The 22618-nt window shown below is 65.8% G+C and carries 25 protein-coding genes; 18 read left to right on the forward strand and 7 right to left on the reverse strand.

Annotation, left to right across the window (positions count from 1 at the left end; all coding sequences use genetic code 11):
* Nucleotides 1–8: 8 nt before the first annotated feature.
* The 3 genes from ACIBK2_RS03835 to ACIBK2_RS03845 all read right to left on the reverse strand — a co-directional run bounded on the left by ACIBK2_RS03835 (nt 9) and on the right by ACIBK2_RS03845 (nt 2293).
* Nucleotides 9–305, reverse strand: coding sequence for a WXG100 family type VII secretion target (locus ACIBK2_RS03835; RefSeq protein ID WP_396963322.1), 297 nt, complete (start codon nt 303–305; stop codon nt 9–11).
* Nucleotides 306–515: 210 nt separating this feature from the next.
* Nucleotides 516–1313, reverse strand: coding sequence for a DUF6585 family protein (locus tag ACIBK2_RS03840; protein ID WP_396963324.1), 798 nt, complete (start codon nt 1311–1313; stop codon nt 516–518).
* 65 nt (nt 1314–1378) lie between these two features.
* A complete protein-coding gene (locus ACIBK2_RS03845; protein ID WP_396963326.1) occupies nt 1379–2293 on the reverse strand; it encodes an RNA polymerase sigma-70 factor in 915 nt (304 codons plus the stop codon).
* Nucleotides 2294–2464: 171 nt separating this feature from the next.
* Here ACIBK2_RS03845 and ACIBK2_RS03850 point away from each other — a divergent pair, with 171 nt between their 5' ends.
* The 5 genes from ACIBK2_RS03850 (at nt 2465) to ACIBK2_RS03870 (ending at nt 6100) form a co-directional block, all read left to right on the forward strand.
* Nucleotides 2465–2950 carry a carboxymuconolactone decarboxylase family protein gene (locus tag ACIBK2_RS03850; RefSeq protein WP_396963328.1) on the forward strand — a complete coding sequence of 162 codons (486 nt, stop codon included), beginning with the start codon at nt 2465–2467 and terminating at the stop codon, nt 2948–2950.
* Between the two features lie 165 nt (nt 2951–3115).
* Complete coding sequence (locus ACIBK2_RS03855; RefSeq protein WP_396963330.1) at nt 3116–3763, forward strand: tetratricopeptide repeat protein; 648 nt, start codon at nt 3116–3118, stop codon at nt 3761–3763.
* Nucleotides 3764–3856: 93 nt separating this feature from the next.
* On the forward strand, nt 3857–4030 hold the full coding sequence (locus ACIBK2_RS03860) for a hypothetical protein (RefSeq protein ID WP_396963332.1): 174 nt from the start codon (nt 3857–3859) through the stop codon (nt 4028–4030).
* Between the two features lie 27 nt (nt 4031–4057).
* A complete protein-coding gene (locus ACIBK2_RS03865; RefSeq protein WP_396963334.1) occupies nt 4058–5026 on the forward strand; it encodes a pyridoxal-phosphate dependent enzyme in 969 nt (322 codons plus the stop codon).
* 57 nt (nt 5027–5083) lie between these two features.
* Nucleotides 5084–6100 (forward strand): ABC transporter substrate-binding protein, encoded by a 1017-nt coding sequence (locus tag ACIBK2_RS03870; protein WP_396963336.1) that lies wholly within the window; start codon nt 5084–5086, stop codon nt 6098–6100.
* A 200-nt stretch (nt 6101–6300) separates the two neighbouring features.
* Here ACIBK2_RS03870 and ACIBK2_RS03875 read toward each other — a convergent pair whose 3' ends face one another.
* Nucleotides 6301–7011, reverse strand: a complete 711-nt coding sequence (locus tag ACIBK2_RS03875; protein ID WP_396963338.1) for a DUF4360 domain-containing protein — start codon at nt 7009–7011, stop codon at nt 6301–6303.
* A 193-nt stretch (nt 7012–7204) separates the two neighbouring features.
* Between ACIBK2_RS03875 and ACIBK2_RS03880 the strand changes: the two genes are divergently transcribed.
* From ACIBK2_RS03880 to ACIBK2_RS03925, 10 genes are all read left to right on the forward strand, one after another.
* Nucleotides 7205–7408 carry a hypothetical protein gene (locus ACIBK2_RS03880; RefSeq protein WP_396963340.1) on the forward strand — a complete coding sequence of 68 codons (204 nt, stop codon included), beginning with the start codon at nt 7205–7207 and terminating at the stop codon, nt 7406–7408.
* Between the two features lie 4 nt (nt 7409–7412).
* Nucleotides 7413–7766 carry a DUF6221 family protein gene (locus ACIBK2_RS03885; RefSeq protein WP_396963342.1) on the forward strand — a complete coding sequence of 118 codons (354 nt, stop codon included), beginning with the start codon at nt 7413–7415 and terminating at the stop codon, nt 7764–7766.
* Between the two features lie 156 nt (nt 7767–7922).
* Entirely contained in the window at nt 7923–10262 is a 2340-nt protein-coding gene (locus ACIBK2_RS03890; RefSeq protein ID WP_396963344.1) for a bifunctional salicylyl-CoA 5-hydroxylase/oxidoreductase, read from the forward strand.
* Between the two features lie 2 nt (nt 10263–10264).
* The gene (locus ACIBK2_RS03895; RefSeq protein WP_396963346.1) at nt 10265–11053 is read left to right on the forward strand and encodes an SDR family NAD(P)-dependent oxidoreductase; all 789 of its coding nucleotides are present in this window, start codon (nt 10265–10267) and stop codon (nt 11051–11053) included.
* 1 nt (nt 11054) lies between these two features.
* Complete coding sequence (locus tag ACIBK2_RS03900) at nt 11055–11582, forward strand: MarR family winged helix-turn-helix transcriptional regulator (RefSeq protein ID WP_396963348.1); 528 nt, start codon at nt 11055–11057, stop codon at nt 11580–11582.
* Complete coding sequence (locus ACIBK2_RS03905; RefSeq protein WP_396963350.1) at nt 11582–12433, forward strand: enoyl-CoA hydratase family protein; 852 nt, start codon at nt 11582–11584, stop codon at nt 12431–12433. Before ACIBK2_RS03900 ends, ACIBK2_RS03905 begins: the two co-directional genes overlap by 1 nt.
* A 2-nt stretch (nt 12434–12435) precedes the next feature.
* Nucleotides 12436–13599: an acyl-CoA dehydrogenase family protein gene (locus ACIBK2_RS03910; protein ID WP_396963353.1), complete on the forward strand. Its 1164-nt coding sequence runs from the start codon at nt 12436–12438 to the stop codon at nt 13597–13599.
* Nucleotides 13600–13631: 32 nt separating this feature from the next.
* Nucleotides 13632–15269, forward strand: a complete 1638-nt coding sequence (locus ACIBK2_RS03915; protein WP_396963355.1) for an AMP-binding protein — start codon at nt 13632–13634, stop codon at nt 15267–15269.
* Nucleotides 15266–15688 carry a RidA family protein gene (locus tag ACIBK2_RS03920; RefSeq protein WP_396963357.1) on the forward strand — a complete coding sequence of 141 codons (423 nt, stop codon included), beginning with the start codon at nt 15266–15268 and terminating at the stop codon, nt 15686–15688. The genes ACIBK2_RS03915 and ACIBK2_RS03920 overlap by 4 nt, the downstream gene beginning before the upstream one ends.
* Nucleotides 15689–15692: 4 nt before the next feature.
* Nucleotides 15693–17270, forward strand: coding sequence for a carboxylesterase/lipase family protein (locus tag ACIBK2_RS03925; RefSeq protein WP_396963359.1), 1578 nt, complete (start codon nt 15693–15695; stop codon nt 17268–17270).
* A 254-nt stretch (nt 17271–17524) separates the two neighbouring features.
* Here ACIBK2_RS03925 and ACIBK2_RS03930 read toward each other — a convergent pair whose 3' ends face one another.
* Nucleotides 17525–18439, reverse strand: coding sequence for an alpha/beta hydrolase (locus tag ACIBK2_RS03930; protein WP_396963361.1), 915 nt, complete (start codon nt 18437–18439; stop codon nt 17525–17527).
* A gap of 191 nt (nt 18440–18630) precedes the next feature.
* Between ACIBK2_RS03930 and ACIBK2_RS03935 the strand changes: the two genes are divergently transcribed.
* The 3 genes from ACIBK2_RS03935 to ACIBK2_RS03945 all read left to right on the forward strand — a co-directional run bounded on the left by ACIBK2_RS03935 (nt 18631) and on the right by ACIBK2_RS03945 (nt 20869).
* Nucleotides 18631–19488, forward strand: coding sequence for an NAD-dependent epimerase/dehydratase family protein (locus ACIBK2_RS03935; RefSeq protein WP_396963363.1), 858 nt, complete (start codon nt 18631–18633; stop codon nt 19486–19488).
* Nucleotides 19489–19540: 52 nt separating this feature from the next.
* Entirely contained in the window at nt 19541–20413 is an 873-nt protein-coding gene (locus ACIBK2_RS03940; protein ID WP_396963365.1) for a LysR family transcriptional regulator, read from the forward strand.
* 144 nt (nt 20414–20557) lie between these two features.
* Entirely contained in the window at nt 20558–20869 is a 312-nt protein-coding gene (locus ACIBK2_RS03945) for a hypothetical protein (RefSeq protein WP_396963367.1), read from the forward strand.
* Between the two features lie 22 nt (nt 20870–20891).
* Here ACIBK2_RS03945 and ACIBK2_RS03950 read toward each other — a convergent pair whose 3' ends face one another.
* Nucleotides 20892–21173: a hypothetical protein gene (locus tag ACIBK2_RS03950; protein ID WP_396963369.1), complete on the reverse strand. Its 282-nt coding sequence runs from the start codon at nt 21171–21173 to the stop codon at nt 20892–20894.
* Between the two features lie 313 nt (nt 21174–21486).
* Nucleotides 21487–22557 carry an alkene reductase gene (locus ACIBK2_RS03955; protein WP_396963371.1) on the reverse strand — a complete coding sequence of 357 codons (1071 nt, stop codon included), beginning with the start codon at nt 22555–22557 and terminating at the stop codon, nt 21487–21489.
* Nucleotides 22558–22618 lie beyond the last annotated feature (61 nt).

Genomic DNA, 22618 nt, shown 5'->3' on the forward strand with positions numbered 1-22618 from the left:
GAGTCGAGCTACCGCCGGTCCATTCGAGCCAGCAGCTCCGCCGCTTTGTACTGCCCGTCGGAATAAGAATCGAGGGTCTTGGCGGTATTGCCGATGCCTTTGGAGAGGTTCTTGTGCGCCGCCACGTAGCCCTGCGGGCCGTCGGCGAAGGTGCTGCCGTAGCCGTCGCCGCCCCAGGCCGGCCCCTTGGTCGACAGTGAGCTCTCCAGGGTGCTCAGGATGTCGTTCATCCGATCCCGCAGCGCGCCCATTTTCCCTGCCGCGCTACGTAATTCATCCGGGGTCACCCCAACCTTCGACGCCACACCTGTTCCCTTCACCAACAATCCGAATTTCGACGATCTCAGCGGCGGACCGCGCCGGAAAGGTCCGCGGCGCCGAATTGACGAATCCCTGACATGCGCTGCGGTACAACGCTTCTCATCGACATTCCAGCTCAGGCGGCACACACGCCGCTGACGGCACCACAATTGACCGGCCGCCGATCCGCGAAGCTTTGACGCGTCTTTTACGGCCTACGAGCGCGCGTGCTCGGCCCGCAGTCGCGCCGCCAGCGTGCGGAAGATCGTGAAGTTCGGAATCAAGCTCACCGGAAGCGATTCCAGTGGCGTCGACTCCCCCGCCACATCGACGCTGACCCACCCTTTGCTCAACACGACATCGGTCACCCGCGACCACAGCTCCGACCGGTCCCCCGCGCCGATCTCGGCGCTGGTCATCCAGAAGTACTCGAAGTCCAGGCACCCACCCGACTCCAGCACGCCGACGGCCGTGGGCAATTGCGCCTCGGTGATCGCCTGATCGATCGCCGAACCCCACTCCTCCGGACGTTCGATCCCGTGCCGCAACACAATCGGCTCACCGAGCGTGTCGATCAGGGTGTAGGCGTACGAGACCTGGTTCGGCGCAGGAGAATTGGCGTGCTCGACGATATTGCGCCGCAACGTAGTGGTGTCGTAGCGAACGCACCGGGGCTTACCTCCGACGACCACCACGAGACCGCGCTCGTACAGATCCAGTCGAATACGCCGGTTCCGCCCTTGTACATACGCCAGCCACAACAGATCCCACAGCAGCCGACCACCGACCATCAGCAGGCCTGTCACGCCGACAATGGCCACCACCGCAACACCACTCACGAAACCGAGCACCGCCACCACAGCGGCGATGAGCGTGGCAATCCCTTCGATGACATACCGCCGAACATCGGGTTGCGCTGCCGCGTAAGTTCTTCGGTGCGACCCCAGATCCTCCCGCGCCGCTACCCGGCCGATATCAGCACGAAGATCGACATTACCGACAGGATCCGTCACGACGGCTGACTATGCCCCGAACCGTCAACCCCGGCCACCGGCCTTGACGGAACCCATACACGAACTCAACGGCGCAGCGCAGTCTCGCGCCCCATGTGCGACAGCTTCTCTGGATTGCGCACGGAGTAGAGCCCGGTGATGAGCCCGTCGTCGATGCGCAACGCGATGACCGTGTCGATCTCCCCGTCCTGTCGGAGCAACAGCGCCGGAGCACCATTGACCTGCACGGGCTCGACCGACATCGTGGCGCGGATCCGGTCGAAGCCGACGGCCAGCAAGCGAGCCACGATGTCGGAGCCGACGACGGGTCGCGGCACAGCCTGCTTGATTCCGCCACCGTCGCCGAGGAAGACCACGTCCGGCGCGAGGATGTCGAGCAGGTTCTGCATCTCGCCCGTTTCGATCGCCCGCTGGAAGGCGGCGAGCGCGTCTCGAGTCTGCGACGGGGAAACGACTCCGCGCGGTCGGCGCGCCGTGACGTGCGCCCGGGCCCGATGCACGATCTGGCGGACCGCAGCCGGAGTCTTGTCGACGGCCTCGGCGATCTCGTCATAGGACAGATCGAAGACCTCGCGCAGCACGAACACCGCCCTTTCGGTCGGCGCGAGCGTCTCGAGCACCAGCAGCATCGCCATCGACACACTGTCCGCCAACTCGACATCGTCGGCCACGTCAGGCGCGGTGAGCAGCGGCTCGGGCAGCCACGAGCCGACATAGGACTCCTTGCGGCGGCCGAGCGTGCGCAGCCGGCCGAGCGCCTGGCGAGTGGTGATACGAACCAGGTAGGCCCGCTGATCCCGAACCATGTCGAGATCGACACCCGCCCACCGCAACCAGGTCTCCTGCAGCACGTCTTCGGCGTCGGCGGCCGACCCGAGCATCTCGTAGGCGACCGTGAACAGCAGGTTGCGGTGCGCGACGAACGCCGCGGTGGCGGGATCGGCCTGGCTTTCGGGCGCGGTGTTCGACGTACCTGCCATGGGTGGCTCCTGTCTAGCTCTCTGCTGTGTCACCCCACCAGATGCCGCACCGCGCGGTTTTGTGACACCGCCCGATTGTGGCGCTCGTCACGTAACCACGGCTGTCACAGGAGCCGAGTCGTCGGCATCTCATGTTCGTTCACCGCAACACCAACGAGTGAGGACGAAGTCATGGAACCTCGTATCGACCTGTTCACCAACCAGCTCGGCGCCAAGTTCGGCAAGCGGTTCGCCAACGCCAGCATGCCGATCGTGCAGTCGTCACTGCCGAAAGCCACGCAGGAATTGGTTTCATTGCGCGCCAGCCAGATCAACGGCTGCGGCTGGTGCATCGACCTGCACACCAAGGACGCCGCGGCCGCGGGCGAAAGCGCGGTCCGGCTCAACCTGGTCGCCGCCTGGCGCGAGGCCACCGTGTTCACCGAGGCCGAGCAGGCCGCGCTGGCACTGGCCGAGGAGGGCACCCGCCTCGCCGACGCCTACCAGGGCGTCTCCGACGAGACCTGGGCCCAGGTCCGCAAGTACTACGACGACGACCAGACCGTAGCCCTGGTCGCCTTGGTCGCGATGATCAACGCGGCCAACCGGCTCGCCGTGATCGTGCACCAGAAGGGAGGTTCTTACCAGCCCGGCATGTTCGACAGCTTGGTGAACTGACCCACGCGGATTATGGCCCGGCCCAGATACATTCCGGGCCGGGCCCACGCAGGTGAACAGCAAATGATCGAAAACTGATGGGTGTGTATATCGGGCTGCGCGAAGCTATAGGTGAGTACAGAGGTCCGAATAAGCGGACCCACCACCAAGTTCGATGAGGCCTTGATGACAGAACAGTTCACCCATTCCGCATCGAGCGACGGACCGAAGCGCAATTCCATCTGGTCGCTGAGACCACGGACAGTTGCCGTGATCGCGGTAACCGCACTGGCCGTGGGGACTGCGGTGGGAGTGACCGCGACCCAGCTGTCCCAGCCCGACATGCAGCTGGCTTCGCCCGCAGTAACACTGGTGACCGCGACGCCAAAGGAGTTGGCGGACAACAGGTTCTATGATCTACCCGACCTGGCCAAAGATAGCTTCAATGCGGGGCGAATCGAGGAAGCTCGTGCCTACGCGCAGGAATTGATGGCTGTGACGCCGCAGTACCAAGGGAACTGGAACTACGGCAACGCTGTCCACGATGCAAATATGGTTCTAGGACGCATTGCTGTGCGTGAGGGGCACATCAACGACGCCAAGAATTACCTGCTTGCGGCAGGCCAGACTCCCGGCTCCCCGCAGCTGGATACCTTCGGCCCGAACATGAGCTTGGCCAAAGACCTGCTCGAGAAGGGCGAACGCCAGGTCGTGTTGGAGTATTTCGAGTTGTGCCGCAGGTTCTGGGAGATGCACCGTGGCCGATTGGATAAATGGAGCCAGCTGGTCAACGTTGGGATGATTCCCGATTTCGGCGCGAACCTGGACTATTGATCCGGTGCGGTCACCGAGGTCGCAAACCGTTACAACGCTTGGGCTTTGACACCTGGTTCGGTTGTTCGATCCGACTCTCCGTACGGTCGGATCGTGGTTGATGTGGGGGTGAACCGGCGGGCTCGGCCGATCGTCGACCCGTCGATGGTGCGGCCGGAGCCCGGTCTGGGTGACACAGCACGCGGCTGGTGGGTGACGATCGCGCTGACGCTGATCGCGGCGGTCACCCGGTTCGAGCGGCTCTGGTCGACGACCAATGGCGGGTAGCCAGATATACGGGGCAGAATTCCAAGTGTGAAAGGCCAGATCACGATCGATGACGTGCGCGCGGCGGCGGACCGGCTCGCTGGTGTCGCCCACCGGACACCGGTGCTCACGTCCCGTGCGCTGAACGAGCGGGTCGAGGCCGAGGTGTTTCTCAAGTGCGAGAATTTCCAGCGGGTTGGCGCGTTCAAGTTTCGTGGTGCCTACAACGCGATCTCGCAACTGTCCGCCGACCGGCTCGCGCGCGGGGTGGTGGCCTGGTCCTCCGGCAATCACGCCCAGGCAGTTGCGCTGTCCGCGCGGCTGCTGGGCACCTCGGCAGTTATCGTGATGCCTGCGGACGCCCCCGCTTCAAAGATGGCTGCCACCAAGGGATACGGGGCCGAGGTCGTCACCTACGACCGCTACACACAGGATCGAACCGCGATCGGCGAGGCACTGGCTACGGAGCGCGGCCTGAGCGCCATTCCGCCATTCGACGATCTTCGGGTGATGGCCGGACAGGGCACCGTAGCGCTCGAGCTCATCGAGGAGACCGGACCGTTGACCGCCTTCCTCGCCCCGATCGGCGGTGGCGGGCTGATGGCCGGCTGCGCTACCGCGGCGACCGCGCTGTCCCCTGGCATCCGCATCATCGGCGTCGAACCTGTCGACGGCGACGACACCAAGCGTTCACTCGAAGCCGGTCACCGGATTCGGATCCCGGTTCCGCACACCATCGCCGACGCACAGGCCGCCGAAATCCCCGGCGAACTCACTTTCGCCGTCAACCGCAGGCTGGTGGACGAGATTTCCGTGGTCACCGACGACCAACTGGTCGCGGCCATGTCCTTTCTGTTCGACACGATGAAGATCGTCGCCGAGCCGACCGGTGTCGCCGGCGTCGCCGCAATGCTGGCAGGCCGGGTCCAGCTCCCTGGTGCCCGCGTCGGCATTGTCATCTCCGGTGGCAATATCAACGCGACACGATTCGCTGAGCTGGTAAGCCCATGCGGGTGACCATTCTCATGTAGGTGAGGCTTGCCTTACTGGCGACAACTCGTTCTAATGGCCGCCATGGACAAAATCCATATCACCCGCCGTCGCCTGTTCACGGCCGCTGCTGCGGTCGGGCTCGGGGCCGTCGCTACCGCGTGCACCCGGTCTCCCGATGACGGAACGTTCACGGGGCCGGGTGGCTGGTCGTTCACCGACGACCGGAACAGCACCGTGCACACCAAGGAGGTGCCGTCTCGGATCGTTGCCTTCGTCGGGGCCGCCGCGATGTTGGCCGATTTCGGGCTGCAGGATCGTATCGTCGGGGTGTTCGGCGAAACACGCACGGCGGCACATGAACTGGCACCGTTGAAGGGTGAGCTCGACGTCGACAAGGTGACCGTGCTCGGTAACAACTGGGGCGAGTTCAATGTCGAGAAGTACGCGGCGCTCGAACCTGATCTGCTCGTCACCGATATGTATGTGCCAGATCGGCTTTGGTATGTCCCGGACGAGAGCAAGGCGAAGATTCTGGCGATCAATCCGAATGTGGCGGCGGTGCAGGTCGCGCACCGGACGCTGCCGGACACTATCGCACGCTATACCGAGCTCGCTCGCGCATTGAGCGCGGATCTGAACGCGCCCAAGGTAACCCAGGCCAAGGCTCGCTTCGACGCAGCAGCACAATCGATTCGCGACGCGGTCGCGGAGCGGCCCGGACTGCGCGTGCTTGCCGCGTCGGCGGCACCCGGCATCTTCTATGTGTCCGATCCGAAAGCATCCGCCGATCTGAGCTATTTCGCACAGTTGGGTGTGAACGTGGTCGGGCCGGACCACGTCACCGGCGACGGCTTCTTCGAGGAACTGAGCTGGGAGCACACCGACAAGTACCCGGCCGACCTGATCCTGCTCGACGGCAGATCCACCGGATTGTCCCCGGAGGCGCTGGCCGCCAACCCGGTCTGGCGCGGCCTGCCCGCGGTGCGCGCCAACCAGATCGGCAGTTGGCAGCCGATCTATCGGTTCTCGCACGCAGGTACCGCGCCGCTGCTCGAGGATCTGGCCGCCGCCCTCCGACGCTCCGGCAAAGTCACCTGACAAGGAATCAGCATGCGCGCCCGAACTTTTCGCTTCTTCGAGAACGTGCCGGTCCTGCGGACCGAGCCGCTCAGCCCGGCATATTCGACAGCCTGGTGAGCTGATCGAACCACGAATTGCGGCCCGGCCCAGGATTATCCGATCCGAGCCAGGCCCAGGTGTGTGATCAGCGAAATGATCGACGAGCGACGAGTGCGTACTCAGCACTTCTTCCAGGCAAATTGATAAGTGGTGTTGACGCTGCCGTCCGGGGAATCCATCGTGATGAAGCTGGAGGTCTCTTCCGGATCCGAGGTGCCCGCATAGACTCGCAACTCCGTGTTTATGTTGAAATTTCGATCTTCTCCGCAGGGCAGGTAAACGATCGACCCGATATCGGGTTTGTCCGTCGTCTGCCAAACGTCATTGAGCGGACCCTTGAAATTGTGGTAGGCGAAGTCGGTCGACGAGTCGCCCTGGAAGTAGTACCTTGCCGCTTCCAGCGCGGTCGCGCCCTGTTCCAGATGCGCGAAGCCACGGTAGTCCGCCTGCGCAATCCCATAGGTGAACCCCTGCGGGACATTAACTTTCAGGTTGAGCTGGCAGTTCTTGCGGAAGTCGTGCGGCCTGGCGCCCACACCAACGCGTGCGGTGTACCGCCTGGTAGTGACCGTGAAAGCCGTGTTGTCGGGCAGGACCTCGACCGCCGCGGTGCCCTGCGGACAACCGGATCCATTGACCGTCACGACGTCGATGACAACCTTGTCCGGCGGCACGGCCCCATCCGGCGTCGGCGCACCAGAAGCCAGTGAACCCGATATCGGCGTCGCGAATGCGAATATGGCAGCACTGAGGACGGCAATTCTCTTATACATGAATTCCTCACAATGGCAGAGCATGGGTTTAGCCTCACTGTAAGCTGTGCTGCCCACCCGAACTCCCCAGCAGAAGTGGGGAACATTCGGAAACATCTCGGCTAATATTTCTGCCGGACTTCGCGATCAATGGTGCTGGTCAGCGGGTTGGAATTTGGGCGGCCACCACGTGATCATGCCGTATTTGTGTGGATACCACCGCATTGGCAGTGGCCGCAGGTCACCGCATAGACGTAGACGGCGGATTGCGTTGTTCGACAAGCTGATGGATCATGCGGCGCAGGCGCGACCGGGAGATCGGGTCACCATCCTCGGACCGGCCGACCCGGACAATCGCAACCTCGCGTTCCGCCCACCCGGCGACGCCGGATGCGTGCTCATCGCCGCCGACGAGACGACACTGTCGGTCCTCCCTTCGACCGACGACTACCGCCCGCACCCGCTCCTACCGTGAATCCATGAAATCGCTAGTGCAGTTCATCCAGGCCCGCATCCTGGACGACGAAGCCGCCGCCCGTGCCGGTCAGCACCACGGTGCCTGGTCGACCCAACGCATCCTCGACGAATGCGCCGCCAAACGCGCGGTACTCACCGCACTGGAACGCGACCGCAAGAAGAAGGCCGACGAAGACGCTTGGGCGTGGCTGGACGAGGACTCGGCGATCGACTGGCTGCTCGGCGAATCAAAGGAGGACCAGTCCAAGAAGCTGGCCCGCGAAATCCTCCGTGCGTTAGCTCAGCCCTACGCCGGTCACCCGGACTACCGCCGCGATTGGTTCGCCGGAACCAGGCGGACCCGCAAGTTCTGGTGACGCATGCCCTAGCATCGCTCGCCCCTTTGCCGCAATCACCTTGCCCGCCAGGAAGTTCCCGCAGGTCAGCACCATGTGCACCTCGATCCGGTGAAAGTCCTTTATATCTAAAGCTTTAGATGTAAAGTACTTGCTACCGCGACTCGAGGAGAGCGTATGAAGGTCGTGTGCATCGGCGGCGGGCCCGCCGGACTGTACTTCGGGTTGCTGATGAAGCAGCTCAATGCCGATCACGAAGTCACCGTGGTCGAACGCAACCGTCCCTACGACACTTTCGGATGGGGCGTGGTGTTCTCCGACGCCACGATGGAGACAATGCGGGTGTGGGATCGCACCACCTCGGACCGGATCGAGTCGGCGTTCAACCACTGGGACGACATCGAGCTGCGCTTCAAGGGACGCGTCTTGCGTTCCGGCGGACATGGTTTCGTCGGCATCGGCCGCAAGAAGCTGCTGAACATCCTGCAGGCGCGGTGTGAGGAGGTCGGGGTCAAGCTCGAGTTCGACCGAGAGGTCAACTCCGACACGGAATTCCCCGACGCGGACCTGATCGTCGCCGCCGACGGCATCTCCTCCAGGATCCGCGGCAAGCACAACGATGTCTTCCTGCCCGACCTCGTGACCCGCCCGAACCGCTACATCTGGCTCGGCACCGAGAAGCTGTACGACGCCTTCACTTTCGACTTCGTCGAGACCGAACACGGCTGGCTGCAGGCACATATCTACAAGTTCGACGAGAACACCAGCACCTTCATCGTCGAGGCACCCGAACACGTCTGGCGGGCCCACGGTCTCGACCAGGCCACACCGGACAAGTCGGTGGCGTTCTGCGAGCGGGTGTTCGCCGACAACCTGCAGGGCGAGAAGCTGATGACGAACTCCCGTCATCTGCCGGGGTCGGGCTGGCAGAACTTCCAGCGGGTCAAATGTGAGCGGTGGTGGCTGCACAACGGCAACAGCCACGTCGTACTGATGGGCGACGCCGTGCACACCGCGCACTTCGCCATCGGTTCCGGCACCAAGCTGGCACTCGAGGACGCCATCGAGCTGGTCCGCCAACTCGGCGAGCACGGCGACACACCGGCGGATCTGCCCGCCGTGCTCACGCACTACCAAGAGGTCCGCTCGATCGACGCGCTCCGACTGCAGAACGCGGCGTGGAACGCGATGGAGTGGTTCGAGGTCTGCGGCGAACGTTACTGCGACCAACTGGAACCCGAGCAGTTCATGTACTCGATGCTCACCCGCAGCCAGCGCATCAGCCACGAGAATCTGCGCCTGCGCGACAAGGGCTGGCTGGAGGATTACGAGCGCTGGTTCGACGCGCGAGCAGGAGTCGCCCGGACCGCCGAAGAACCTTCCGTCCCACCGATGTTCACGCCGTACACCGCCCGTTCGGTGACGCTGAAGAACCGGGTGATCGTCTCACCGATGGCCCAGTATTCGGCCGTCGACGGGGTTCCTGGGGACTTCCACCTGGTGCACCTCGGCGCTCGTGCGCAAGGCGGTGCCGGACTGGTGTTCGCCGAGATGACCTGTGTCAGTGCGACAGGCCGGATCACACCCGGCTGCCCAGGCCTGTACACCGACGAGCAGCGGCAGGCGTGGCAGCGTATCGCCGAATGGGTGCACGACAACACCGACGCGAAAATCGGCATGCAGCTGGGACATTCAGGAGCCAAAGGTTCCACTCGCCGCATGTGGGACGGCACCGATCAACCACTCACCCCTGAAGACGACGAACCGAACTGGCCGTTGATCTCGGCGTCGCCGCAGCAGTACCTCGATGGGGTGAGCCAGTGGTCGCGGGCGATGACCCGCGCCGACATGGACGAGGTGACCGAACAGTTCGTCATCGCGGCCCGCCGCTCAGCCGAAGCAGGCTTCGACTGGCTCGAATTGCATTGCGCGCATGGCTATTTGCTCTCGAGCTTCATCTCGCCGCTGACCAATCAGCGCACCGATGCCTACGGTGGATCGTTGTCGAACCGACTGCGCTATCCACTGGAAGTGTTCGCCGCCGTGCGTGCAGTATGGCCCGCCGAACTCCCTATGTCGGTGCGTATTTCGGCGCACGACTGGGCCGAGGGCGGCATCACCCCGGCCGACGCCGTCGAGATCGCGAAGCGGTTCAAGCAGGCGGGCGCCGACCTGATCGACTGCTCCTCAGGCCAGGTGACCAAGCTGGAGCAACCGACCTTCGGCCGCATGTGGCAGACCCCGTTCGCCGACCGGGTGCGCCAGGAGGCGGGCATCGACACCATCGCCGTCGGGGCGATCTCCGAGGCCGACCACGTGAACAGCATCGTGGCCGCCGGACGGGCCGACCTGTGTGCCATCGCCCGCCCGCACCTGGCGAACCCCTCCTGGACCCTCACCGAGGCGGCCAAGATCGGCTACACCGAACTCGGCTGGCCCAAGCAATATCGCGCCGCCAAGCGGCAATTCGAAGCGAACATCCAGCGCCAGCAGGCCGCCGCGGCGGGGAAAGGCTGATCATGCCCGAGGTCGACACCGGCGGTCTCGCCGACCGGCACGCGCTCGTCACCGGCGGCTCGCGCGGCATCGGCGCGGCGATCGCGAGCAGGCTCGCGCACGACGGCGCCCGCCTCACCCTGCTGTCTCGTGATTTCGCGCGGGCCACCGAAACCGTTGCCCGGCTGCCGAAGTCGGCCAAGGCGCACGCCATCGCGTGCGACATCACCGACCCGGAGGCCATCGCCGCCGCGTTCACCGATGCCCGCCTGATGCACGGCGCGATCGACATCCTGGTCAACAACGCCGGGCAGGCGGCGAGCGCACCGCTGCGCCGCACCACCGACGAGCTGTGGCAGCGCATGCTCGCGGTGAACCTCACCGGCACGTTCCTGTGTACGCGCAGCGCCATCACCGACATGCTCGCCGCCGGGCGCGGCCGGGTGATCAACATCGCCAGCACAGCGGGCCTGCGCGGCTATCCCTACGTCACCGCCTACGCCGCCGCCAAGCACGGCGTGATCGGCCTGACCCGTTCGCTGGCACTGGAACTCGCGAACACGGCCATCACCGTGAACGCGATCTGCCCCGGCTTCACCGACACCGACCTGTTGCAGGAGAGCGTGACCCACGTGACCGAGACGACCGGCCGCAGCGCCGACCAAGCACGGGCGGCCTTCACCCGGCACAACCCGCAGGGACGGCTGATCGAGCCGGACGAGGTCGCCGCCACGGTGGCCTGGCTCTGCTCGGACGCGGCGGCTTCGCTTACCGGACAGTCGATTTCGGTCAGCGGCGGGGAGGTGATGTGAGGTGACCACCCGGCACGAGCTCGGCGACGAACGCATCGGCATGGAGGCCCGCACGGTCTCCGGCGATCACCTCGATGTCCGGCTGTGGTTGCGATTGCTGGCCACTACCAACGAGATCGAGCAGGAGATCCGTACCAGGCTGCGGGTCCGGTTCGCCACGACACTCCCCCGATTCGACTATCTGGCACAGCTCGACCGGCATCACGACGGTCTCCGGATGAGCGCGCTGTCCCGCTATCTGATGGTGACGGGCGGCAACGTCACCGGCCTGACCGATCAGCTGGTGGCCGAGGGCTGGGTCGATCGGATTCCGGACCCGGTCGACAAGCGCGCGACGCTGGTGCGGCTGACCGAGCTCGGGCGTGAGTGCTTCGAGGAGATGGCCGCCGAACACGAACGCTGGCTGACCGAGATGTTCGCCGGCTTCGGCCGCGGTGACGAGCAGGCGCTGTTCGACCTGCTCGGCAGGCTCCGCGTCCACCTGGCCGGAACGGCCGACCACGCCCCCTTATCGAACCAGGAACGCTGATGACCCAGAACCTCGATCCCGCGTTGCGCGAGGCCAACCGCACCACACTCGCCGACTACCAGAGCATTCATTTCCAGTGGGACGTCCACGAGGGCGTCGGCACGATCATGCTCGATCGCCCCGACCGCAAGAACCCCTTGACCTTCGACTCCTATGCCGAGTTGCGAGATCTGTTCCGCCGCTTGGCCTATGCCGAGGACGTCGCGGTGATCGTCCTGTATGGCGCGGGCGAGAACTTCTGCTCCGGCGGCGATGTGCACGACATCATCGGCCCGTTGATCGCGCTGCCCGCACCCGAGCTGTTGATGTTCACGCGGATGACCGGCGATCTGGTGAAGGCGATGCGGGCCTGCCCGCAGCCGATCGTGGCCGCCGTCGACGGGGTCTGCGCGGGCGCTGGCGCGATTCTGGCGATGGCGTCGGACCTGCGGGTCGGAACCGCCCGCAGCGCAACGGCTTTCCTGTTCACCAGGGTCGGGCTGGCCGGGTGCGACATGGGGGCCTGCGCGATCCTGCCGCGCATCATCGGACAGGGTCGTGCGTCCGAATTGCTCTACACCGGACGGGCGATGCCCGGTGACGAGGCTTACGCGTGGGGCTTCTTCAACCAGCTGACCGAACCGGAGCAGCTGCTCGATGCCGCCGGGAAGCTCGCGCACCGGCTGGCCGATGGACCGACCTTCGCGCAGGGCATCACGAAAACCATGCTGCACCAGGAGTGGTCGATGACGGTGGACCAGGCGATCGAAGCCGAGGCACAGGCTCAGGCGCTGTGCATGCTCACCGAGGACTTCAAGCGGGCCTATCACGCGTTCCGCGACAAGCAGCGGCCGAAGTTCGAAGGGAACTAGTCATGCCCGAAGACCACTGGGACTGGCCCTTTTTCGAGGATGAGCATCGGAAGCTGGCTGCCGCGCTGCACGACTGGGCCGCCGATCATCTCAACCACGGCACCAGCACCGACGTCGACGCTCGATGTCGTCGGCTGGTCCGCGCGCTCGGCGACGCGGGCTGGCTGCGACACACCGTCGCCGGTACCGAGTTCGGCGGTAACCGCGACCAGATCGATACGCGCGCACTCTGTCTCGCCCGCGAAATTCTCGCCGAACGCAACGCACTCGCCGACTTCGCCTTCGCGATGCAAGGACTCGGCTCCGGCGCGATCAGCCTGGCAGGCTCCGACGAGCAGAAGCGACGCTATCTGCCGCGAGTGGCCGCCGGTACGGCCATCGCGGCGTTCGCGCTCTCGGAAACCGAGGCGGGCTCCGACGCCGCCGCGCTCTCGTGCGCCGCACGCGCGGACGGCGACGGGTACATCATCGACGGCGAGAAGACCTGGATCTCCAACGGCGGCATCGCGGACTTCTACGTGGTCTTCGCCCGCACCGGGGAAGCCGAAGGCGCGCGGGGCATCTCGGCCTTCATCGTCGACGCGGACACCCCCGGCCTGCACATTGCCGAACGCATCGACCTGATCGCCCCGCACCCGCTCGCCCGGCTGCGCTTCGACGGCTGTCGAGTGCCTGCGACACAACGCATCGGTGCAGCGGGTGCGGGCTTCTCGATCGCCATGCGCACTCTCGACATCTTCCGGACCTCGGTGGCGGCCGCCGCCCTCGGCTTCGCCCGCTCCGCCATGGCCGAGGCGCTCACCAGGGCGACCTCGCGGCGCATGTTCGGCGGCGTGCTGGCCGACTTCCAGTTGACCCGAGCCGAACTCGCGCAGATGGCGACCACGATCGACTCGACCGCACTGCTCACCTACCGCGCGGCCTGGCAGCGCGATCAAGGACGTTCCGTCACCCGCGAGGCCGCGATGGCCAAGATGGCCGCGACCGAAGGGGCCCAACAGGTTATCGACGCCGCAGTGCAGATGTGGGGCGCACTCGGTGTGGTCAGCGACCAGCCGGTCGAACGGCTCTACCGCGACATCCGCGCCCTGCGCATCTACGAGGGCGCCACCGAGGTGCAGCAACTGATCATCGCCCGTGAAGTCCTCCGTGGCGCCACCTCCTGAGTCACGATTTCCTTCTCCCCCTAGGTTCGACAATGACAAGCGCGCACCTCGACACCTTCGCCCGCGACAACCTGCCCCCGCTCGACCAATGGCCCGACCTCGTGTTCGGCGAACCCGAACTGCAGTTCCCGGCCCAACTCAATTGCGCCGGTGAACTACTCGACCGGCAGCTGGCCGACTGCAACGGCGACCGCCTGTGCGTGCAGGCACCCGACGGCACGCGCTGGACCTATGCCGATCTGCACGAGCAGGCCAATCGCATTGCCGCCGTGCTGGTGCACGACATGGGGCTCGTGCCGGGCAATCGAGTACTGCTGGACGCCCCGAACAACCCCATGCTCGCGGCGTGCTGGTTCGCCGTGATGAAGGCGGGTGGCATCGCTGTCACGGCAATGCCGCTGCTGCGGGTCAAGGAACTCACCCAGATCGTCGACAAAGCGCGAATCACGCACGCGCTCTGCGACTCCGCGCTGTCCGCTCGACTAGACGCGGTGGTGGCCGCCTGCCCCACGCTGAACCAGGTGCGCTACTTCCACAGCTCCGTCGACGACGGGCTCGAGGCGCTGATGGCGCGCCACGACGGCCGGTTCGACACGGTCGACACCGCCGCCGACGACGTCTGCCTGATCGCCTTCACCTCCGGCACCACCGGCGTGCCCAAGGCGACCGTGCACTTCCACCGCGATGTCATGGCGATCTGCCACTGCTTCCCGCGGCACATCCTGCGGCCGGAGCCCGACGACGTGTTCATCGGCAGCCCGCCGCTGGCCTTCACGTTCGGTCTCGGTGGGCTGCTGCTCTTTCCGATGACGGTCGGCGCCTCCACCGTGCTGCTCGAGCAGGCCGGCCCGCCGCAGCTGCTCGACGCCATCGAGAAGTTCAGTGCGACAGTACTTTTCACCGCACCCACCTCGTATCGCATTCTCGCCCGCCATGACCTGAGCGGCACCTCGCTGCGCAAATGCGTCTCGGCGGGCGAATCGTTACCGCCGAGCACCCGCGCCCGATGGCGCGAGGCGACCGGTATCGAGCTGATCGACGGCATCGGTGCCACCGAGATGCTGCACATCTTCATCTCCGCCGACGAGGCACACGCCAGGCCAGGCGCGACGGGCCTGGCGGTACCAGGCTATGAGGCGCGGGTGGTGGACGCGGACGGAAACACGTTGGGCCCCGGCGAGATCGGGCTCCTCGCGGTGCGCGGACCGACCGGCTGTCGCTACCTCGCCGACGACCGCCAGACCGCCTACGTACGCGACGGCTGGAACTACACCGGCGACGCCTATTCGATCGACGCCGACGGCTACTTCCACTATCAGGCCCGCTCCGACGACATGATCGTGTCGTCCGGCTACAACATCGCCGCACCCGAGGTCGAGGACGCCCTGGCCGGGCACTTCGCCGTCGCCGACTGCGCCGTGGTCGGCGTGCCCGACGAGGATCGCGGCCAGATCGTCAAGGCGTATGTGGTGCTGCGCGCGGAGATCGAGACCCGCGAGGGGATGGTCGAGGAATTGCAGGATTTCGTGAAACAGACAGTGGCACCGTACAAGTACCCGAGGGCGATCACCTTCGTCGACACGCTACCGCGCACGCCGACCGGCAAGCTGCAACGCTTCCGGTTGCGGGACGTCGGTGCGGTGCACGGAGATTCGGCGGCGACGGCATGAGGGTGCTGCAGCCGCCGGGGTGGCCACGGCCGCGCGGATACGCCAACGGCATTGCCGCGCGCGGGGAAATGGTGTTCGTGGCGGGCATGATCGGCTGGGACACCGAGGGCGTGATCCGCTCGCCCGATATCGCCGATCAGGTGCGCCAGACGTTGCGCAACATCGTGGCGGTGCTCGCCGAGGCGGGCGCGGAGCCAACCCACATCGTCCGAATGACCTGGTACGTCACCGATGTCGACGCGTACGTACGCGCGTATCGGGAGATCGGGGTGGTCTTCCGCGAGATCATCGGCGACTTCCGCGCGGCGATGACCGCCGTCGAGGTGAGCCGCCTGGTCGAGCCGGGCGCCAAGGTCGAGATCGAAGTCACCGCCGTGATCCCCGACCCACCGCAGGCGGGGGCAGCAGAGCAGGAGTGAACTCATGGGAGTTGTAGTCACGACCGCAGCGGGTGCCGTCGAAGGTCGCAGGGACGGTGACCTTTTCGTCTTCAAGGGCATCCCCTACGCCGCCGCACCGTCCGGAGCGCTCCGGATGCAAGCGCCTGTCCCGGTGGCCAGTTGGGACGGCATTCGACCTGCCCTCGAATACAGTGTCGCGCCACCGCAATTGCCGTTGACCTCCGGAACTCCGCCGTTGTGGCGGCCCGCCGACGGCCTCGACTGCCTGAGCGTGAACGTCTGGACACCGGGCGGCACCGGCGACCGGTTGCCCGTGATGGTGTGGATCCACGGTGGTGGCTGGAAGGCGGGTTCGTCCAGCGATCCGGCGCACGACGGTGCGATCCTGGCCCGTGGCGGGGTCGTCCTGGTGACGTTCAACTATCGAGTCGGCTTCGAGGGCTTCGGTTTTGTCCCCGGCGCGCCCGCCAACCGCGGCTTCCTCGACCAGACCGCGGCGCTGCGCTGGGTGCACGACAATATCGCGGCGTTCGGCGGCGATCCCGACAACGTCACCCTCTTCGGCGAATCCGGCGGCGGGCTCTCCATCGCCGCCCTGCTCACCGCGCCCGGCGCCCGCGGATTGTTCCGGCGTGCCATCGTGCAGAGCCCCGCCGCACGCTTGCTGGCCGCGGCCGAGTCCGAGCGGATCGCCGAAATCATCGCCGCCGCACTAGGTGTCGAGCTCAGCGAGCTCGCGACACAAACACCCCTCGCGCTGCTGTCCGTGCAGGATGAACCGCTCGCCGCGATGGAGGCCGACCCCGGCGCCTGGACGACACCCGAGGCGATCACCGCCTTCACCCCCGTCATCGACGGCGTCACCGTCGTCGACAAACCTTGGCTCGCACTGGGTTCGGGCGTCGCCCGCGACATCGACCTGATCTCGGGCTCGACCCATGACGAGTTCACCCTGTTCGCGTTGAGCCGCGGCCTGATTCAACCCAGCGCATCGGCGATGATCAAAGGACTGCCGACCTTCGCGCGCATGACCGCCCGCGGTCTACGCCGCCACGGCCTGCCGCCGACGCCACGTCGGAGTCGCCTGCGCACGGTCGATTTAGCCAGCACCGCAGCCCATCTCGGCCTGCCACCCTCGGCACCCGCCGCATACCGCGCGGCCTACCCGACGTCCACCGACGCCCAGCTCTACACCGTCATGTATTCCGACGCGATGTTCCGCATGCCCGCCATCTGGCTCGCCGAGGCGCACACCGCCGCCGGCGGACGCAGCCACGTCTACGACTTCACCTGGGCCAGCCCAGCTCTCGGCGGCATCCTCGGCGCCTGCCACGTCGCCGACATCCCGGCCACCCTCGGCAACACCGACAGCCCCCTGGCCTCCTTCGTCCTCGGCGGCCCCCGTCCCCCGGACAGCCTGCTCCGACTCTCCGAACAACTCCGCGCCTCCTGGATCTCCTTCGCCACCACCGGCGACCCCGGCTGGCCCGAATTCACCCCCGCCCAATCCCTCACCCGAATCTGGAACATCGAACCCACGGTCGCCGCAAACCCATTGGCCGCCTCCCGCCAGATCTGGCAGCAGAACTCCGGCCGCTGACCGCGGTCACGTCAGTCCGCTGGTCGCGCACGCCTCACGCTGCCACCCACGTTCCATGCCACCGCGCACGAAATCGTCAACGGATTCATGCGCAGCAGGCAAACCCGTGCACGGCAGACCAATCAAACGATCAGACGTCGCGCAATGTGCTGCGCGCGTTCTGTGCTGCCGCGCACTTCTCGTGCTGCCGCGCACCGAATAGCCAACTAATTCATACGCAGCAGGCAAACCCGTGCGCGGCAGGCCAAACGACATCAGTTGCCGGTGAGGTGCCGGAGGAACCAGTCGCGGGCGGCGGTGGCGGCGGTGGCGAATCCCGGCCCGGTGTAGGCGGCGAAATGCCCGCCGGGAACGAAGACGATCTTCTTCGGTTCGGCGGCGGTTTCGAAGGCTGAGGCGGCGAGGTTGCCACCGGTGAGGCCGTCGTGGCTGCCGACGATCATCAGCAGCGGTGTCGGTGTGATCAGGGGTAGGTAGGCGGCGGGTTCGTAGCCGCGCAACAGTTCCAGGCTCCGCAATGTCACCTCGTTGCACCATTCCGGCGCAATCGTTTCCTGCGCCCGGCTGAACCACTGGTAGGCATCGGGAGTCGGGACTCCGGTGACCCGCGCCGGGTCGGTGCCGATAACGGGGATCATCGCTGGGAGACCGCCCGCTGCTCGGGCGCATCGGTCGGCGGCGAACCGACCCGGGTCGATGACCTGGTTGTTCTCCCGGGCGACATTGTCGTAGGTCGCGCGGCCGCTGATCAGCGGCGCTTGACCGCACACCACCTTCACCCGCTGGTCGATCGCCGCGACCACGAACGCATGTCCACCCGAGAAACTGCTGCCCCACACCGCGATTCGGTCGGGGTCGACCTCGGGACGGTTCTGGGCGTAGGAGATGCCGTGCTGGTAGTCACGGATCTGCTCCCAAGGATCGATCTCGAGACGCGGCTTGCCCGGCGCGGCGTCCGAGTCACCGAAACCGCGGTTGTCCCACACCAGTACGCACATCCCGGCGGCGGCGAAGACCTCGGCGAAGCGGTCGAGATACAGGCGGCGCGTCGCCGACCAGCCGTGCGCCATGACCACGCACGGCGCGCCACCCGTGCCGGCGCCCTCGGCCTCGTAGAACCAGCCACGCAGCGTGACGCCCTCGGCGTCGAACTCCACATCGTGTCGCATGATCGTTCCCCATTTCCGATGACGGTTGCTGATGACCTTCAGCGTGGCCGCGCGACATCGGCACCGTCCAAGACCTGCTCGGTCGCCTGTGATACCCCGTGCGACATCGGAAACGGTTGATGCCCTCGAGGTATCACAGGAGGTGAAATAGGTCTTGGACGGCCTGGGTGTAGTCGCTGCATGGTGGGGTCATGAAAATCTTTCTGACCGGTGGATCCGGCTACATCGGCCGGGCAACGATCGCCGAGCTGGTACGTCAGGGACACACTGTCGAAGCGCTCACTCGCAGCGATAGCGCGGAACAGTCGGTGACCCAAGCGGGCGCGGTGCCGGTGCGCGGCAGCCTGACCGACCTGGACGTGCTCAACCAGGCCGCCGCCCGTGCCGAGGCAGTCGTGCACCTGGCCCAGGCCACGACCGGCGACCAGGACCTGGCTGCCGCGACGGCGATGCAGGATGGCGTGGGCGACGGTACCTATGTGCACACCGGCGGCAGCTGGGTCTACGGCGATACCTACGGGATCGTCGACGAGACCGCGCCGTGGAATCCGCCGAGTGTGGTGGCGTGGCGCAAGCCGGTCGAGGACACGGTGCTTGCCCGGGGAGGGCGGGGCGGGCGGCCGGTGATCGTTCAGCCCGGACTGCTCTACGGTGGCGACAATCGGCTGATCGAGGAATTCTTCATCGAGCCGGGCAAGAAGAACGGTGCCATCGCCTACATCGGTGCCGGTGCCAACCACTGGGCCTTGATCCACGTCGACGACCTGGCCCGGCTCTATGCCGCCGCATTGGCGGCAAAGCCTGGCTCGGTCTATCTCGGCGTCAGCGGCGTCTGCCCCACGGCGAAAGAGGTCGCGCAGGCTTGTGCGCAAAGTGCCGGACTCGACGGCAAAACCGTCTCGATCACCTTCGAGCAGGCCCGCGCACAGATGGGCCCAGTTGCCGACGCCTTTGCCCTCGACCAGCAATTCACCCCGGCCAAAGCCCGCAGCGAACTCGGCTGGCAGCCCGTCCACACCGACCCGCTGCACACATTCGCCCACAACTGAACACGTTCCCTCGCGCAGGAGTTCCGGCGAGCCGGGGGATGATGGGAAGAACATGGACGTTGATCTGCGCAAACTCCGCTATTTCGTCGCGGTGGCCGAGGAAATGCACTTCGGACGCGCCGCCACGCGACTGCACATCGCTCAGCCTGTGCTGTCGCGGCAGATCCGCGCGCTGGAAGCCGAGCTGGGTGTCGAACTGTTCCGTCGTGACCGGCGCGGCACCGAACTCACCGCCGCAGGCCAGCAGCTGCTCGACGACGCCCGGCCGGTGCTGACCTCGGCCGAGGCAATGACCCGAAGAGTGCGTGCCGCAGCGCAGGGGCCCGCCAGTTTCGCAATCGGATTCATGCCCGGCATCACCGTCACCTCGGCCGTCCGGTCACTCCGCAGCAACCATCCCGATCTGGACGTGCGGCTGCTGCGCACCAGCTGGCACGACCAGACCGAGGTGCTGCACGACGGGCGCGCCGACGTGAGCATCGTGCGACTGCCGATCGATCCGGCGGGCCTGGAGACCCGCGCACTCTTCACCGAGCCGCGCGTCGCGGTGGTACCCGCAGGCCACCGGCTGGCAGGCAAGGAATCGGTCCGGATCGCCGATCTGGCGGCCGACCACCTGCTGCAGGATCCGGACGCCGTGCCCGAATGGCGAGACATCGCAACAGAATTGCGATCCGGCGACCACCAGCCGGTCCGCCCCATCCACAGCGTGGAGGAGAAGCTCGAACTCGTGGCCGGCGGTGCGGGCATCGCGGTGATCCCCGCCTCCACCGCCCGCTTCTACACCAGAACAGGAGTAGCGGCGATCCCGATCGAGGACATCGGCCCCAACCAGGTAGCCCTGGCGTGGTCGAGCGGACGATGCACCGCGCTGGTGCAGGAATTCGCCGAGACCGCCGCCGAGCTACTGCCCGAATACGACTGACCGGGCATCGAAACGGGTTGGGTCAGAATGCTATTCGAGCGCAACTCCACCTATGCCATTAACTGGGAGGAATTGCATCAGATGCAACATTGTGCAGCTTTTGGTGAGATCCAGAGTATGTGGTCGTCGGTGTAGTTGTCGTGGATGTTGCTGATCGCTCTCCCAGCGCCACCGTCGATGGTCCGTACCCCACCTGCCGGGCAACCGGTCTATCTGCTGCCCGGCCGTTCGCCCACCCGACCACGCCATGTCGCAGGACTGCGCAATCAGCTCGCCAAGCACGGCCTGCCGGTGATCCACGCCCGCAACACCGCGATGATGGCAATCGTCACCGACCTACCACCCTCAGTGGTCTGTGACCTGTTCGGCGTCCATATCCACACCGCCCAGTTGTGGGCGCGCTACGCGCAAAGCAGTTGGATCGACTACCTCGCCGCCCCTGACTACCACTCGTAATTCCAGATCCGCGGATGTGCGATCAGCTTCCCGGATCGCGGGGAGTGATGGCCTGCTGAACGCACCACTGCCGGACTTCGAGACTGCCGTGCCGGTTGCCGGTAGTGACGGTAAAGGTGATCAATCCCAGCCACCCGCCGTCGGTCGCGCGTGCCCACGCATGCAGAAGTCCCGGCACCGAGCCGGACAGATCCAGACCTCCGGCGCGGACGCGCATCGGCAATTTGTTGGCACCGAAATGAAGGGATCGAGTCGGGATCGCTTGCCCCAGGTCGACCACAACTGCGACCGGCGGATCGACCACTCGCCGGAGCGAAGGCTCGAACACCTCAGGCCATCTATCGAATATAGTTTCGAATACTAGCTGACCTGCTGTGCGTAGCAACGCTGCTGCAATCATTGTGACGACAGCTCATATCTGTCACTTTCAGACCGTTTCTGTCACTTTCTGTCCCATCCGATTCTGCGCTCCAAGAGCTCGGGTTTCTGAGTGCATGCGTAGCCAGCTCACGCTTGGCCGGCTACAGATGATCGCCCGCTCATGCGGTGGCTCTTGCAGCAGGTCCAGCGCCGCCCTTCGCGAGTTTCCTTGAAAGGCGGCCCTTTTCGACCAAGTCTCAGTATTGGTGACTCGAGTAGTCGAGGTAGCCGGTATCGCCACCCTGGTACCAGGTGTTTTTATCGCTCTCGCGCAGCGGCAGACCGGTCCGAAGTCGTTCCACCAGATCCGGATTGGCGAGATAGGCGCGGCCGTAGCCGATCAGGTCCGCGCCCTGGGCCAGCCAGTGCTCGCCGTCGGCTCGGTCGGTCGGGGTAGGGCTGATCTGTCCGCCGGGGTTGAGGATGAAGGTGTTGGGCCAGGTCTTGCGCAAGGCGACGAGCAGGTCCTCCGCGACCCCGGCCAACACATGGACATAGGCGAGGTCGAGCCTGGCGAGTTCGGCGAACAGGGCACCGTAGAGTTCCGGCACCTCCTCTTCGACGGTGTCCCATACCGTGCCACCGGGCGAGAGCCGGATACCGACCCGGTCGGCACCGATCGCGTCGGCGGTGGCCTCGGCCGCCTCGACGGCGAAACGGATCCGGCCGGTAATGGATCCACCGTAGGCGTCGGTCCGCTGATTCGCGCCGGAGGACAGGAACTGCTGGATCAAATACCCGTTGGCACCGTGCAACTCGACGCCATCGAATCCCGCATCGATCGCGCGGCGCGCGGCGTCAGCGTAAACCTTTGCCTCGCCCGGAATTTCGGCCAACTCGAGCGCCCGCGGGACCGGCGCGGGTTGCAGGCCGCCTGCGCCGGTGAACACCTCGGCTCGCATCGCGATCGCGGACGGGCCGACCGGCTGGTAACCGGCGACGTCCGAGTGTCCGACCCGCCCGGCGTGCATGAGCTGGGCGAAGATACGGCCACCATTGGCATGCACAGCGTCGGTCACCGGCCGCCACGCGACCACTTGGGCGTCAGTGTGCAGTCCGGGCCCGCCCGGGTTCGATTGCCCCTGCGGGTTCGGATAAACCCCCTCGCTGACGATCAGTCCGGCGGTGGCACGCTGGGCGTAATAGGTCGCCATCGATGCGGTCGGCAATCCGTCCGCGGTGGCCCGCACACGTGACATCGGTGCCATCACCACCCGGTTGGGCAGTCGAAGGGTGCCGAGTCGGTGGCTGTCGAACAAGCTGGTCACGGTCATATCCTCGGTGTCGGTGGAAGCTTGGGTCGGACACCGCTACGCTAAAACCTGACTC

The organism is Nocardia sp. NPDC050175 (assembly GCF_044459885.1).
Taxonomy (GTDB): domain Bacteria; phylum Actinomycetota; class Actinomycetes; order Mycobacteriales; family Mycobacteriaceae; genus Nocardia.

Bases quoted from the DNA above. Each gene is read 5' to 3' on its own strand.
- ACIBK2_RS03855 (WP_396963330.1), top strand. From the start codon at position 3,116: ATGACAGAACAGTTCACCCATTCCGCATCGAGCGACGGACCGAAGCGC.
- ACIBK2_RS03920 (WP_396963357.1), top strand. From the start codon at position 15,266: ATGAGGGTGCTGCAGCCGCCGGGGTGGCCACGGCCGCGCGGATACGCC.
- ACIBK2_RS03930 (WP_396963361.1), bottom strand. From the start codon at position 18,439: ATGCGACACGATGTGGAGTTCGACGCCGAGGGCGTCACGCTGCGTGGC.
- ACIBK2_RS03895 (WP_396963346.1), top strand. From the start codon at position 10,265: ATGCCCGAGGTCGACACCGGCGGTCTCGCCGACCGGCACGCGCTCGTC.
- ACIBK2_RS03935 (WP_396963363.1), top strand. From the start codon at position 18,631: ATGAAAATCTTTCTGACCGGTGGATCCGGCTACATCGGCCGGGCAACG.
- ACIBK2_RS03940 (WP_396963365.1), top strand. From the start codon at position 19,541: ATGGACGTTGATCTGCGCAAACTCCGCTATTTCGTCGCGGTGGCCGAG.
- ACIBK2_RS03890 (WP_396963344.1), top strand. From the start codon at position 7,923: ATGAAGGTCGTGTGCATCGGCGGCGGGCCCGCCGGACTGTACTTCGGG.
- ACIBK2_RS03925 (WP_396963359.1), top strand. From the start codon at position 15,693: ATGGGAGTTGTAGTCACGACCGCAGCGGGTGCCGTCGAAGGTCGCAGG.
- ACIBK2_RS03850 (WP_396963328.1), top strand. From the start codon at position 2,465: ATGGAACCTCGTATCGACCTGTTCACCAACCAGCTCGGCGCCAAGTTC.
- ACIBK2_RS03870 (WP_396963336.1), top strand. From the start codon at position 5,084: ATGGACAAAATCCATATCACCCGCCGTCGCCTGTTCACGGCCGCTGCT.
- ACIBK2_RS03905 (WP_396963350.1), top strand. From the start codon at position 11,582: ATGACCCAGAACCTCGATCCCGCGTTGCGCGAGGCCAACCGCACCACA.
- ACIBK2_RS03910 (WP_396963353.1), top strand. From the start codon at position 12,436: ATGCCCGAAGACCACTGGGACTGGCCCTTTTTCGAGGATGAGCATCGG.
- ACIBK2_RS03915 (WP_396963355.1), top strand. From the start codon at position 13,632: ATGACAAGCGCGCACCTCGACACCTTCGCCCGCGACAACCTGCCCCCG.
- ACIBK2_RS03885 (WP_396963342.1), top strand. From the start codon at position 7,413: ATGAAATCGCTAGTGCAGTTCATCCAGGCCCGCATCCTGGACGACGAA.
- ACIBK2_RS03945 (WP_396963367.1), top strand. From the start codon at position 20,558: ATGTTGCTGATCGCTCTCCCAGCGCCACCGTCGATGGTCCGTACCCCA.
- ACIBK2_RS03845 (WP_396963326.1), bottom strand. From the start codon at position 2,293: ATGGCAGGTACGTCGAACACCGCGCCCGAAAGCCAGGCCGATCCCGCC.